Origin of the sequence: Alsobacter ponti (genome assembly GCF_024294805.1) — a bacterium.
Lineage (GTDB): Bacteria > Pseudomonadota > Alphaproteobacteria > Rhizobiales > Beijerinckiaceae > Alsobacter > Alsobacter ponti.
Window position 1 is genome coordinate 24729 of sequence record NZ_JANCLU010000027.1, and the last position, 13165, is coordinate 37893.

Genomic DNA, 13165 nt, shown 5'->3' on the forward strand with positions numbered 1-13165 from the left:
GTTCACGTCCCTCGGCGACGACCCCGCGCCGCCCGATCCGCAGCCGACCTTTCCAGCGGCTTGGCTCTGACAAAAGCCCGTTTGCCGCGTACAGGCAAGGCGTCGGACGGCCGGTCTTGAGCCGTTGGACGAAAGCTTTTACGCAAAAGCTTTAAAAATTAACCCTACTGATCTGCCAACGGCTAATAACTGAACGCAGATCAAGGCTTTTAGCCGCAATCGCGCCGGATCGGCGTGTGCGCGAGCACACACAGTGTTAACGGGGACGGGGTCAGATGGGCAGCAGCGCCGCGAGTCCGAGGGACAGTGCGAGCAGCGTTGCGAACAACCAGTTGCCAATAGTGTCCATGGTCATCGCATCCTCCTCTGGAGAGGGCGCATGGATAATTCACACATATTACACCCGTTCCGGCAACGGAACGTTCATTTCCAGGTGATCGCGTCCAGCATTGCCGAAATTTAATCCGGCCGTAGCAGCGCGGAAGGGCGTCCGGGCGTGTCGTGGGGTGACCCGGCGCATCGGGCGCCGGACAGGAGGTCTTTCCAATGGCGCTCTCACGCAACACAGCGATCGCCCTCGCGCTCGCCGCGACCGTCTCGGCGGGCGGCTACGCGCTGGCGCAGGGCCGCATGAACGACGGGCCGATGGGCCACGACGGGATGATGGGCGGCAGGCACATGGCGGTGGGGCCCATGATGATGGGCTCGCGGCTGTGCGAGGCCAAGGAGTCCGTCGTGCCGCGCGTCTCGGCGCGCTTTGAGTCGCGGCTCAAGCTGACCGACGACCAGAAGGCCGCCTTCGAGGCGCTGAAGACGGCGATGACCAAGGCCGAAAGCGACCTCAAGGCCGCCTGCCCGACCGACGCGGAGCTGGCCGACCGCACGCCCCCGGCTCGCCTGGCCCTCGCCGAGAAGCGCATGGCCGCCGGGCTGGACGCGCTGCGGACGGTGAAGGAGCCGTTCAACGCGCTCTACGCCAAGCTCACCGACAAGCAGCGCGACCAGTTGCGCTGGATGGACCGCGGCCCGGGCTGGGGCGGCGGCCGCCGCGGCTGACCCTCCCGCGCCGACGCCCGCAACGCCGTGTCCCACCGGGACACGGCGTTCTCCGTGTCAGTGGCCGCCGCCGCCCGCCGGGGCCCCGGGCTTCTTCAGCAGGAAGCCCATCGCGGCGATGGCGACGAACATCACGGTCAGCAGCAGGAAGGCGTCGCCGAAGGCCATCACCAGCGCCTCGCGGCGCACCAGCGCCGCCATCTTGGCGAGCGCCGCCGTCTCGGCGTCGGAGCCGAGCCGGGACAGCGACTGCTGCATGGCCGCCAGCGTGTCGACGGCGACGCCCCGGCTATAGGCAATCCGCTCGTGCAGCCGCTCCACGTGCAAATCGATGCGCTGGTTGAGCACGGTGTTGATGACGGCGAGGCCGACCGCGCCGCCGAGATTGCGCATCACGTTGTAGAGGCCGGCGGCGTTCTTCATCCGCGCCGGCGGCAGCGTGCCGAGCGCGAGGTTGTTGATCGGCACCATGCAGAACATCAGCGACACGCCGCGCAGCACCTGCGGCCAGATCAGCTCGTCGAAGTCCCAGTCCTTGGTGATGCCGGAGGCGATCCAGGTGCCCGCCGCGAAGCCGGCGAGGCCGAGGCTGAGCATGACGCGCGGGTCGAGCTTGCCCATCAGCCGCCCGGCGAGCGGAGCGGTGAGGAACATGCACAGGCCGGTGAGGAACATCGTCTCGCCGATCTGCAGCGCGCTGAGCCCGCGCACGCGCCCGAGATAGACGGGGTAGAGATAGGTGAGCCCGTAAAGGCCGATGCCGAGCACGAAGGAGAACAGCGAGCCGCCGGCGAAATTGCGGTCCTTGAAGGCGCGCAGGTCGACGATCGGCTCCTCAGCCGTCAGCGCGCGCCAGAAGAACGCCGCCCCCGACGTCGCCGCGACGACGGTCAGCGTCAGGATGAGGTCGTCCTGGAACCAGTCCTTCCGCACGCCCTCCTCCAGCACGTATTCGGTCGTGCCCAGGAACAGGCCCATGAACAGCAGGCCCCACCAGTCGAACTTCCGCATCAGCTCGAAGTGCGGCTGGTCGAAGTCGATCAGGAACCACGTCGCCAGCGTCACGCCGATGCCGGGGATGAGGTTCACTAGGAACAGCCAGTGCCAGGAGAACAGGTCGGTGAGGTAGCCGCCGACCGTCGGGCCGATGGTCGGCGCCAGCGTCGCGACGAGGCCGATCAGCGGCGAGACGATGTTGCGCCGCGAGGGCGGGAAGATGGTGAAGGCGGCCGCGAAGACGCTGGGGATCATGCCGCCGCCGATGAAGCCCTGGATGGCGCGGTAGACGATCATCTGCTCGAGGCTGCCGGCGGTGGCGCACAGCGCGCTCGCCGCCGTGAAGCCGGCCGCCGACACGGCGAACAGAATGCGCGTCGACAGCACGCGGCCGAGGAACCCCGACAGCGGGATCATGATGACCTCGGCGATCAGGTAGCTCGTCTGCACCCAGGCGATCTCCTCCGCCGAGGCGGACAGGCCGGCCTGGATTTCGGCGAGCGACGCCGACACGATCTGGATGTCGAGGATCGCCATGAACATGCCGAAGACCATCGCGAGGAACGCGAACACCCGCCGCGCCGGCATGTGCGCGGCGGCGTGCGTACCCGGCCCCGCCGACGCCGCCGCGGCCAGCGGCGGCCGGGCTGGCGCGGATGTGGCTACGCTCATGGACCTGATCCCCGCGAGCGGAACGCGGCGCTCAGCGCGCCGCCAGCTCCTTGGACGCCGACACCGGATCGGCCGTGCGAACCTGCGCCACCACCGACAGGCCGGGCCTCAGCGCGCCCTCGTCGACAGGCGACTGGATGGAGATGCGCACCGGCACGCGCTGCACGATCTTGGTGAAGTTGCCGGTGGCGTTTTCGGGCGGCAGCAGGCTGAACACCGAGCCCGAGCCCGGCGCGAAGCTCTCCACGCGGCCATGGATCGTGTGGCCGGGCAGCGCGTCAACGTCGATGTCGACGGCCTGCCCCGGCTTCAGCCGCGCCAGCTGCGTCTCCTTGAAATTGGCCTCGACATAGACCGCGTGCAGCGGCACCAGCGCGGCCAGACGCGCGCCGGCCTGCGCGTAGTTGCCGCGCTCGGCGGCGCGGTTGCCGATCACGCCGTCCACCGGGGCGGTGACGACCGTGAAGGAGAGGTCGCGCTCGGCCCGCGCCAGCGCGGTGCGCAGTTCGGCGAGCGCGCCACGCGCCTCCTCCTGCTGGGCGCGGGTGACCTCGATATTGGCTTGCGCCGTGGCGATCGCCGCGCGGGCCGCCTCGACGCCCGCCTGCAGCCGGTCGCGTTCCGCGCGGGCGGCGTCGAGCCGCTGCTTCGACCCGTACTCGGCGGCGGCGAGCTGGGTCGCGCGCTGGAAATCGGCCTCCGCGCGTGCGGCGTCGGCCTCGGCCGCCGTGAGCTGGGCGCGCGCCTGGGCGAGCGTCGCCTGCTGCGCCTCGATCTGGCGGGAGTACCGCTCCACCGTCGCCTGCTGCGTGGCGAGCTTGCCGCGCGCCGCCTCGACGGCCAGCCGGTAGTCGCCGTCGTCGATGCGCGCGACCACGTCGCCGGCGCGGACGTGGCTGTTGGGCTCCGCCACCTCGGCGATGTAGCCCGGCACCTTGGCCGCCAGCGTCGTGACATCCGCCTTCACGTAGGCATCGTCGGTGGAGACGATGAAGCGGCCCGTCGTGTAGTAGCCGTAGCCGTAGTAGCCGCCGGCGCCGAGAGCGGCGAGCGCCACCAGCGGCAGAATCAGGCGCTTGCGCGAGCGGCGCGGCCGCAGCACCTCGCCCTCGAGCCCGGCGGGATGGCCGGCCCGCGCGGGCATGGCCACCTCCTGGGACGGGGAAGCCGGGGGCGTCGCCGCCTGGGCGGCGGCCTCGGGGGACTTGGCGTCGGACATGGTGGTCTCTTGAATTGGGCGGGCCGGGCCGCGCCACCTGATCGAACCGAACGGTTCGGTCAATCTCGCCTTGTCATATAGGTCGTTCCCTGCGATATCAAGTCCCGCAGCCCGCGCACTTGGACGCGAACGCATCCGTTCCGTTCCCCCGCCCTTCAGGAGTCGCGAAGACGTGAAGACCGCGTCGAGGTCGAAATCCGCCGCCCCGCCGCCGCCCGCGCCCTCCGGCGACGGGCAGGATCCGGCCAAGCGCCAGCAGATCCTCGATGGCGCCCGCCGCGTGTTCCTCGACCGGGGTTTCGAGGGGGCCAGCATGGGCGAGATCGCCCGCTCGGCGCGCGTCTCCAAGGGCACTCTCTACGTCTATTTCGAGAACAAGGAGCAGCTCTTCGTCGCCATGATGGAGCAGGAGCGCCGCCTCCATTTCAAGGCGGAGTTCGTCCCGGACCCCGGCTTGGAGACCGCGGAGACGCTGCGCCGCTTCGGGCGCGGCCTCGTGCTGTTCCTCAGCCAGCCCAAGGTGCTGCGGGCCATGCGCACCGCCATGGCCATCGCCGAGCGGATGCCCGAGGTCGGACGCGGCTTCTACGAGCGCGGACCGGCCTCCACCATTCGCCGCATCGCGGCCTGGCTCGACGAGCGCGTCGCGGCTGGCGAACTGGCGATCCCCGACAGCACGCTCGCCGCCGCGCAGTTCCTGGATCTGTGCCAGAGCGGCGTCATCCGCCCCGCATTGTTCGGGGTCGAGCTGGCGGACTCCGAGCGCCAGGCCGTCGTCGACCGGGTGGTCGACGCGGCGGTGGCAATGTTCATGCGCGCCTATCGGCGGGACTGATCGCGCTTTTCCTGGTGCTCGGCCACGAAGCGCTCGATTTCGGAGCGATCGGTGACGCCGCCGGGATTGTCGCGCGTCGCGAAGGCGCGAGAGAACGGCACGAAGCGCTCGTTCGCCACTTCATACAGCCGGCGCAGCTCGGCCAGCGGATCGGGGTGGTCGTCGACCCGCAGGTCGAGCGCGGTGTATTCCTCGCCGCCCCACAGCTTCAGCGCGGCGGATTGCTTGCCGCGCTTGTCGCCGCCCGCCGCCTCGCCCGCCTCGAGCGCCCGGATGAGGCGTTCGGCCATCGGCAGCCCGGCATGGGCCTGGTAGGCGGCCAGCGTGTCGGCGACCACCGCCGGCCCGGCGAGCATGTTGCCGGCCACCGACACGTTCTCCGCCAGCGCGTGGCCGCACCAGTCGACGCACTCCGCGCCGGTGAAGGCGGCGTTGCGGCCGTGCGCGTCGATGACGTGGAGCTGCCGCGACTCGCGCCCGGGGTCGCTGCCGGTCAGCGCCGCCACGACGTCGGCGGCGGCAAAGCCGTCGGCGAGCAGGCGCACGCCGCGCGGGCCGTAGAGCGGGTTGATGAGCGCCTGCGTGGCCAGCGCGCCGACGCCCCCCGCGCCGTTGGGGCACAGCGCCCCGACGGCGAAGAAGCGCGTCGCCACCGCGACGCCGAAGCCGCCGGTCGCCGTGTCGCGCGCGACGATGGACCAGGTCATGTCAGCGCCCCACCGCGTAGGCCTGCATCAGCCGCGGCGTGGCGGCGGCGCGCAGCAGGCCGTCCGGATCGCGTTCGGCGGCGGTCAGGCGGCCCAGCGTCCAGGCGGGCGCGACCTCGACGGCGTGGCCGCGCCGGCGCAGCTCCTCCAGCGTCGCCTCGCCGACCGTCTCCTCGACCATCAGATGGCCGGGCTTCGACTCGCGCGGGAAGAACGACGAGGGGAAATGCGACGTGTTGAACAGCGGCAGGTCGATGGCCTCCTGCAGGTTCAGCCCGTGATGGACGCGGCGCAGGAACAGCGGCAGCTGCCACTGGTCCTGCTGGTCGCCGCCGGGCGTGCCGAAGACGAGGCGCGGCTTGCCCTCGTGCAGGGCGAGGGACGGCGTCAGCGTCGTGCGGGGCCGCTTGCCGGGCGCGAGGCTGGCGGCGAGGCCGGGCGTCAGCCAGAACATCTGGGCGCGCGAATTGAGCGGGAAGCCCAATTCGGGGATTACCGGCGAGGACTGCAGCCAGCCCCCCGAGGGCGTCGCCGAGATCATGTTGCCCCAGCGGTCGATGATGTCGATGTGCACCGTGTCGCCGCGCTTGGCGCTGCGCATCTGAGCCATGGTCGGCTCGTCGGCGTCCTGCGCCGTCTTCGGCCTGGAGATGCCGGCCAGCGCCGCCAGGGTTGCGTCGACCTGCGCCTCGAAACCGGGCAGGCGCGACGGCGTCAGCTCGCGGGAGGCGGTGTCGCCAATCAGCGCGCGCCGCTCGGCCGCGTGGGCGTCCGACAGCAGGCGATCCATGGGCACGTCCACGAAGGCGGGGTCGCCGTAATAGGCCTCGCGGTCGGCGAAGGCGAGCTTCATCGCCTCGGTGACGAGATGGATGAAGTCCGCCCCCTTGGGATCGAGCGCGGCGATGTCATAGCCCTTCAGCAGCGACAGCGACTGCAGGAAGGCCGGGCCCTGGCCCCACGGGCCGGTCTTGCACACCGTCCAGTCGTGATAGTCGTAGGTCTGCGGCGGCTCGAAGGTCGACTGCCAGCGCGCCATGTCGTCGCCGGTCAGCACGCCCGAATTGCGCTGGCCGCTATTGTCCATCACCTCGGTCGTGCGGCAGAAGCGGTCGATGGCTTCGGCCACGAAGCCCTTCATGAACGCGGCGCGCGCCGCTTCCACCTGGCGCTCGCGGCTGCCGCCGGCCGCCTCGCCCTCGCGCCAGATACGCTCGTAGGTGTCGGCCAGCACCGGATTGCGGAACGGCTTGCGCGCCTGCGGCGCCTGGCCGCCGGGCAGCCAGGTGGCGTAGGAGGTCGGCCATTCCTTCTCGAAGAACGCCGCCTGCTGGGCGATGGTGTCGGCGACGCGCGGCAGCATCGGATGCCCGTGGCGCGCGTAGTGGATGGCCGGCTCCATCACCTCGCGCGGCGTCATCGTGCCATGGTCGCGCAGCAGGTGCATCCAGGCGTCGAACGCGCCGGGGACGACGGTGGCGAGCAGGCCGGAGCCCGGCACCAGCTCGAGCCCGCGCGAGCGGTATTCCTCGATGGTGGCGCGGGCCGGCGCGACGCCCTGCCCGCACAGCACCTCGGTCTTTCCGGTGCGGACCGAGTGAATGATGGCCGGCACGTCGCCGCCGGGGCCGACCAGGTGCGGCTCGACGATCTGCAGCACGAGCGCCGTCGCTACGCAGGCGTCGAAGGCGTTGCCGCCCTTCTCGAGAATGGACATGCCGACGGACGACGCGATCCAGTGCGTCGACGTGACGACGCCGAATGTGCCGAGGATCTCGGGGCGGGTAGTGAACACGGATCGAACTCCTGGACGTTTCCTGTGAATTTTGGAATCAGCTCTCGCGAGGGTCGAGCGCGTCGCGCAGGCCGTCGCCGAGCAGGTTGAAGCCGAGCACGGTGAAGAAGATCGCCACCCCCGGGAATACCGACATCCACCACTGGCCCTGCTGCACGAAGTTCTTGCCCGTGCTCAGCATCGCGCCCCAGCTCGGCGCCGGCGGCTGCTGGCCGAGGCCGAGGAAGGAGAGGCTCGCCTCCGCGATGATCGCCTGCGCCACGATCAGCGTGGCCTGCACCAGGATCGGCGCGAAGATGTTGGGGATGATGTAGCGCGCGATGATCCATCGATGCGGCAGCCCGATGGCGCGCGCGCCCTCGACGAAGTCCTCGGTCTTGACGCTCAGCGTCTGGCCGCGCGTCAGGCGGATGAAGATCGGCGCGGCGGCGATGCCGATGGCGATCATCGCGTTGGTGAGGCTCGCCCCGAGCACGCTGCCGAGCGCGATGGCGAGGATCAGGAACGGGCAGGCCAGCAGCGCCTCGGTGCAGCGCGAAATGATCGTGTCCGTCCAGCCGCCGAAATAGCCGGCGGCGACGCCGAGCGGCCCGCCGATGGCGACCGCGATGGAGACCGAGATGACGCCCGCCGTCAGCGACGCCCGCGCGCCCGACAGCACGCGCGCCAGCACGTCGCGTCCCAGCTCGTCCGTGCCGAACCAGTGGGCCGCGCTCGGCGGCTTGCGCACCGTGGTCCACGACGTCGCGATGGGATCCCACGGCACGAGCGACGGCCCGACGATGGCCAGCAGCAGGAACAGCCCGACCAGCGTCAGGCCGATCGCGGCCGAGCGGTTGCGCAGCAGCTTGCCCCAGAAGCGGCTGCGCGGAACCGCCGCCTCCTGCTGCGCGGCGCTTTCGAGTGCGATGGACATCAGCGGGCCCTCAGGCGCGGATTGAGCACGACATAGAGCACATCCGCCAGCAGGTTGAGCGCGATGTAGCCCAGCGCCGTGCACAGGACCACCCCCTGCACCACGGCGTAGTCGCGATTGAACACGGCGTCGACGATGAGCTTGCCGAAGCCCGGGATGGTGAAGATCTGCTCCGTCAGCACCGCCCCGGCGAGCAGTTCGCCGAACAGCAGGGTGCCGACGGTGACGACCGGTACGAGCGCGTTGCGCAGCGCGTGCTTGAGGATGACGCGCGGCTCCAGCAGGCCCTTGGCGCGCGCCGTGCGCACATAGTCCTGCTTCAGCACGCCCAGCATGGCGCTGCGCGTGTGGCGCATCATGCTGGCGGCGAGCGCGTTGCCGAGCACGAAGGCGGGCATGATCATTGTGCGCAGGTTCTGCGACACGCTCTCGCCGAGCGACACGTAGCCGGAGGCCGGCAGCCAGTTGAGCTGTACGGAGACCAGGAAGATCAGCATGATGCCGAGGAAGAAGTTGGGGATCGACAGCCCCCACAGCGCCAGTCCGGTGGCGAGGTAGTCCCACGCCGTGCCCTTCTTCACCGCCGCCATGACGCCGGCGGGAATGCCGATCAGCAGCGCGAAGCTCATCGCCATCGCGGCCAGCTGCAGCGTCACCGGCAGCTTCTCGAGAATGAGGTCCAGCACCGGCGCGTTGGTGCGCAGCGAGATGCCGAGATTGCCGTGCAGCGCCTGCCAGGCCCAGGCGAAATACTGCACCGGCAGCGGATCGTTGAGGCGGTACTTCTCGCGCAGCGCCTCGATGACGATGGGGTCGCGCTCCTCGCCGGCGAGCACGAGGATCGGGTCGCCCGGCAGCATCTTCTGCAGCGCGAACACGAAGATCGAGACGAGCACGATGGTGGGGATCGCGATGACGATCCGGCGTGCGATGAAGGAGATCATCAGTCCCCGCGCTGGTGGATGGAACGGGCCGCCGGTCGGCGCGGCTCGCGGCCGCGCCGACTGGCGGAGGCGGTCACGACGCCATCTTCACGTTTTCGAGGCGGATCATGCCGTCGGGATGCGGGGTGAAGCCCTCGAGCTTCTTCTTCATCCCCCAGATCCAGCTCTCATGGTAGAGGTGGATGATCGGCAGGTCCTCGTGCAGGATCTTCTGCGCCGCCGTGTAGAGCTCCTTGCGCTTGGCCGGATCGGCGACCGTGCGGGCCTGGTCGAGCAGCTTGTCAACCTCCGGGTTGCAGTACTTCCAGTCGTTCAGCCCGCCCTTGCAGGTGACGAAGGCGTGGATGTTGCCGTCCGGATCGGGACGGCCGGACCAGCCGTACTGGTTGGCCTGGAAGTCGCCCTTGGTGCCCTCGTTGAGCATGGTGGCGAACTCGGTCGACTTGAGCTTGACGTCGAAGCCGGCCTCGTTGGCCATCGACTGGATGACCTGCATGATGGCCAGCGAGCGCGGGCTGTTGGACATCGTCACTTCCACCGCGACCGGCGTCTTCACCCCGGCTTCCTTCAACAGCGCCTGCGCCTTCTTGACGTCGCGCGCGCCGATCGGGATGTCCTTGGCGAAATACGGGTTGTTGGGCGGGAAGAACTGGTTGCCCGGGGTGAACTGGCCCTCGAACACCACCTGGTTGATGGCGTCGCGGTCGATCGACGCCTCAAGCGCCTGGCGCACGCGCTTGTCCTGGCCGAGCGGGTTCTTGGCGCGCTCGCCGTTTGCGACGTTGATGTTGAGGCCCTGGTAGCCGAGGCCGACCGCCGAGGCGGTCTTGAGGTTGGCGTCCCCCTTGGCGGTCTTCACGTCGGTGGGCTCCAGCCGCTCGATGATGTCGAGGTCGCCGGAGCGCAGGTTGGCGAGACGGACGGTGGAGTCCGGGATCGGCAGGTAGGTGATCTTCTCGAACGCGTACTGGCCCTTGTTCCAGTGGTCGGGGAACCGCTCCAGCACGATGCGGTCGTTCTGCACGCGCTCGACGAACTTGTACGGGCCCGAGCAGACCGGCTTGGCGCCGGCGTTGGCGCCCGCGGCCGCGGCCGCCTTGGGCGACAGCATCATGCCGGCGCGGTCGGAGAGCTGGGCCAGCACGGTGACGTCGGGCTGCGACAGGTTGAGCCGCACCGTCATCGGGTCGACCACGTCGACGCTGGCGACCGAGGTAATCTCGCTCTTGCGGCGGGATTCCGGCAGGGTCTTGGCGCGCTCGATGTTGAACTTCACCGCCTCGGCGTTGAAGGGCTCGCCGTCATGGAACTTGACGCCCTCGCGCAGCTTGAAGGTGAGCGACTTGGTGTCCGGCCCCCACTCCCACGAGGTGGCGAGGCGCGGCACGAACTGCAGCTCCGGCGTGATGTCGACCAGCTTGTCGCACAGCGCCGTGAAGACGATGCGCCCGACGAAGGTGCGCGCCTGGTGCGGGTCGAGCACGTCCGGATCCTCGGCGAGGCCGACGCGCAGCGACTGCGCCGCCGCCGCCCCGGCGAAACCGGCGACCAGGGTTCCGAGCAGCGCGGCCCGGAACAGCGACGCCCCCAGGCGGCGCTGTCTGCGTGGTGATTGCTTCATCGTTCGTCTCCCCTCGTTGATGACGCGCGGGCCGGCGTCGGCCGGCCGCGAGCCTGTCTGCGTCGGCGCACCCTCAGGCCGAAGGCTCCAGGGCGCGGCCGGCGGTAGCCGCGGGCGCCGCCGCGGCGGCGTCCGATTCCTGACGGTCCCGGTGCTCGCGATAGAGCGCCATGCGGCGGCGCTTCGCGGCGCTTTCCGGGATGGCGACGGCGCGCTCCGCGTCGGCGCGTGGCAGCGTCTCGTAGAAGTGGCAGGCGACCTCGCGGCCTCCCGCGTCGCGCAGCGCCGGCTCCTCCTCGCGGCAGCGCGCCTGCGCGAAGGGGCAGCGCGTGTGGAAGCGGCAGCCGGACGGCGGGTTGGCCGGGCTCGGGATGTCGCCTTCCAGCAGCTTGCGCTCGGCGCGCAGCCCCGGCGCGGGCAGCGGGATCGCTGCCAGCAATGCGCGCGTATAGGGGTGCAGCGGCTCGGCGTAGAGCGCGGCGGTGGGCGCGGTCTCGACGATCTTGCCGAGATACATGACTATCACACGGTCGCTCATGTGGCGGATCACCGCCAGGTCGTGGGCGATGATGACCAGCGTGAGCGAGAAGCGATCCTTGAGATCCTCCAGCAGGTTGATGACCTGCGCCTGGATCGACACGTCCAGCGCCGACACCGGCTCGTCGCCGATGACGAGGCGCGGGTTGGAGGCGAGCGCCCGGGCGATGCCGATGCGCTGGCGCTGGCCGCCCGAGAACTCGTGCGGATAACGCTGCGCGTGCTCCGGCCGCAGCCCGACGATGCTCAGCAATTCGCGCGTCCGCTCGCGCCGCTCCCGCGCCGAGCCCATGCCGTGAAGCCAAAGCGGTTCGCCGACGATGTCGCCGAGCGTCATGCGCGGGTTCAGCGAGGAGAACGGGTCCTGGAACACCATCTGCATCTCGCGGCGCAGGCCGCGCAGCGCGTCCTCGTCCATGGACGCGAGGTCCTTGCCCTCGAACTTCACCGAGCCCGAGGTCGCCTCCAGCAGGCGCAGCGCCAGCCGGCCGACGGTCGACTTGCCGCAGCCGGATTCGCCGACGATGGCGAGCGTCTCGCCGGTCCTGACGGCGAAGCTGACGCCGTCGACGGCGCGCACGATGGTCGGCTTGTGGAACAGGCCGCCGCCGCTGCGGAAGTGCTTGGTGAGGTCGGTCGCCTCGAGGATCGTGCTCATGCGGCCTCCCCGGCGGGCGCTCCGACGAACGCCTCCAGCGGCGCGCGGATGCAGGCCGCCCAGTGACCGGGCGTGATCTCGGCCAAGGGCGGCGGCGCGGTGTGGCACCCGGCGATTGCGAAGGGGCAGCGCGGCGAGAACCGGCAGCCCCGCGGCATGCGCTCGGGCGGCGGCACGGAGCCGGGGATGGTCACCAGCCGCTCCTGGTCGCCGGCCAGCGAGGGCAGCGAGCCCATCAGGCCAATCGTATAAGGGTGCTGCGGGTCGTCGAAGATGGCCTCGACCGGCCCGCGCTCGACGATGCGGCCGGCATACATGACGGCGACCTCGTCCGCGACCTCGGCGACGACGCCGAGGTCGTGGGTGATCAGCAGCAGCGCCGTGCCGGTCTCGCGCTGGAGATTGCGGACGAGCGACAGGATCTGCGCCTGGATGGTGACGTCCAGCGCCGTGGTCGGCTCGTCGGCGATCAGCAGGCGCGGGCCGTTGGCCAGCGCCATGGCGATCATGACGCGCTGACGCATGCCGCCCGACATCTGGTGGGGATATTCGTCGAGCCGCTTCTCGGGCGATGGGATGCGGACGCGGCGCAGCATCTCCAGCGCCGTGGCCCGCGCCGCCTCGGCGGAAATGTCGCGATGGCGGCGCACGACCTCGGCGATCTGGTCACCGATGGTGAAGGCCGGGTTCAGCGAGGTCATCGGCTCCTGGAAGATCATGGTCATGCGGTCGCCGCGCAGGTCGGCGCGCTCGCGCGGCTCCATGGTCAGCAGGTCGCGCCCCTCGAACAGCACGCGGCCGGACGCGACGCGCAGCGGCGGCGTCGCCAGCAGCCCCATGATGGCGAGCGAGGTGAGGCTCTTGCCGCAGCCGGATTCGCCGACCACGCACAACGTGCGCCCCGCCGCGATCTCCAGCGACACGTCCTCGACCAGCGTCACCGGCCGCTCGGCCGGGCCGATGGCCACGCCGAGGCCCTCGACGCGCAGCACGGGTTCTCCGGCCTCGGACGGGCGCGGCGCCAGGGACGACGAAAAGGGCATGTCGGTGTTCTTGGTTGCGGGCACGCGCTGATCCTAAGCCGCATGAAATCGGTTTCAACCCCGCTCGACCCCGGCAGGCGGGTTATCGGGCGGCGAAAGGCGGGCCGGGGAGGCCCAGGGTCGAGGAATCCCGGAAGGTGGAACCGGACGGCGGCGCGCCGCGCCC

General features: G+C 70.3%; 11 protein-coding genes. 2 read left to right on the forward strand and 9 right to left on the reverse strand.

What is annotated here, in order from left to right:
• Positions 1-546: 546 nt before the first annotated feature.
• Positions 547-1056, forward strand: a complete 510-nt coding sequence (locus tag NK718_RS19880) for a Spy/CpxP family protein refolding chaperone (RefSeq protein WP_254745948.1) — start codon at positions 547-549, stop codon at positions 1054-1056.
• A gap of 57 nt (positions 1057-1113) precedes the next feature.
• Here NK718_RS19880 and NK718_RS19885 read toward each other — a convergent pair whose 3' ends face one another.
• Together NK718_RS19885 and NK718_RS19890 are read right to left on the reverse strand one after the other, a co-directional pair.
• Positions 1114-2688, reverse strand: coding sequence for a DHA2 family efflux MFS transporter permease subunit (locus tag NK718_RS19885; RefSeq protein ID WP_371877329.1), 1575 nt, complete (start codon positions 2686-2688; stop codon positions 1114-1116).
• Between the two features lie 67 nt (positions 2689-2755).
• Entirely contained in the window at positions 2756-3943 is a 1188-nt protein-coding gene (locus NK718_RS19890) for an HlyD family secretion protein (RefSeq protein WP_254745950.1), read from the reverse strand.
• Positions 3944-4115: 172 nt separating this feature from the next.
• Here NK718_RS19890 and NK718_RS19895 point away from each other — a divergent pair, with 172 nt between their 5' ends.
• On the forward strand, positions 4116-4778 hold the full coding sequence (locus NK718_RS19895; RefSeq protein ID WP_254745952.1) for a TetR/AcrR family transcriptional regulator: 663 nt from the start codon (positions 4116-4118) through the stop codon (positions 4776-4778).
• Here NK718_RS19895 and NK718_RS19900 read toward each other — a convergent pair.
• From NK718_RS19900 to NK718_RS19930, 7 genes are all read right to left on the reverse strand, one after another.
• On the reverse strand, positions 4763-5485 hold the full coding sequence (locus NK718_RS19900; protein ID WP_254745954.1) for a DUF1028 domain-containing protein: 723 nt from the start codon (positions 5483-5485) through the stop codon (positions 4763-4765). The two genes, NK718_RS19895 and NK718_RS19900, sit on opposite strands and share 16 nt — an antisense overlap.
• A gap of 1 nt (position 5486) precedes the next feature.
• Entirely contained in the window at positions 5487-7280 is a 1794-nt protein-coding gene (locus NK718_RS19905; protein WP_254745956.1) for a gamma-glutamyltransferase family protein, read from the reverse strand.
• 37 nt (positions 7281-7317) lie between these two features.
• Complete coding sequence (locus NK718_RS19910) at positions 7318-8196, reverse strand: ABC transporter permease (RefSeq protein WP_254745957.1); 879 nt, start codon at positions 8194-8196, stop codon at positions 7318-7320.
• Positions 8196-9140, reverse strand: coding sequence for an ABC transporter permease (locus NK718_RS19915; RefSeq protein WP_254745959.1), 945 nt, complete (start codon positions 9138-9140; stop codon positions 8196-8198). The genes NK718_RS19910 and NK718_RS19915 overlap by 1 nt, the downstream gene beginning before the upstream one ends.
• 73 nt (positions 9141-9213) lie before the next feature.
• Complete coding sequence (locus tag NK718_RS19920) at positions 9214-10761, reverse strand: ABC transporter substrate-binding protein (RefSeq protein ID WP_371877328.1); 1548 nt, start codon at positions 10759-10761, stop codon at positions 9214-9216.
• 73 nt (positions 10762-10834) lie between these two features.
• Entirely contained in the window at positions 10835-11956 is a 1122-nt protein-coding gene (locus NK718_RS19925) for an ABC transporter ATP-binding protein (protein ID WP_254745961.1), read from the reverse strand.
• Complete coding sequence (locus tag NK718_RS19930) at positions 11953-12999, reverse strand: ABC transporter ATP-binding protein (protein ID WP_256515736.1); 1047 nt, start codon at positions 12997-12999, stop codon at positions 11953-11955. Before NK718_RS19930 ends, NK718_RS19925 begins: the two co-directional genes overlap by 4 nt.
• Positions 13000-13165 lie beyond the last annotated feature (166 nt).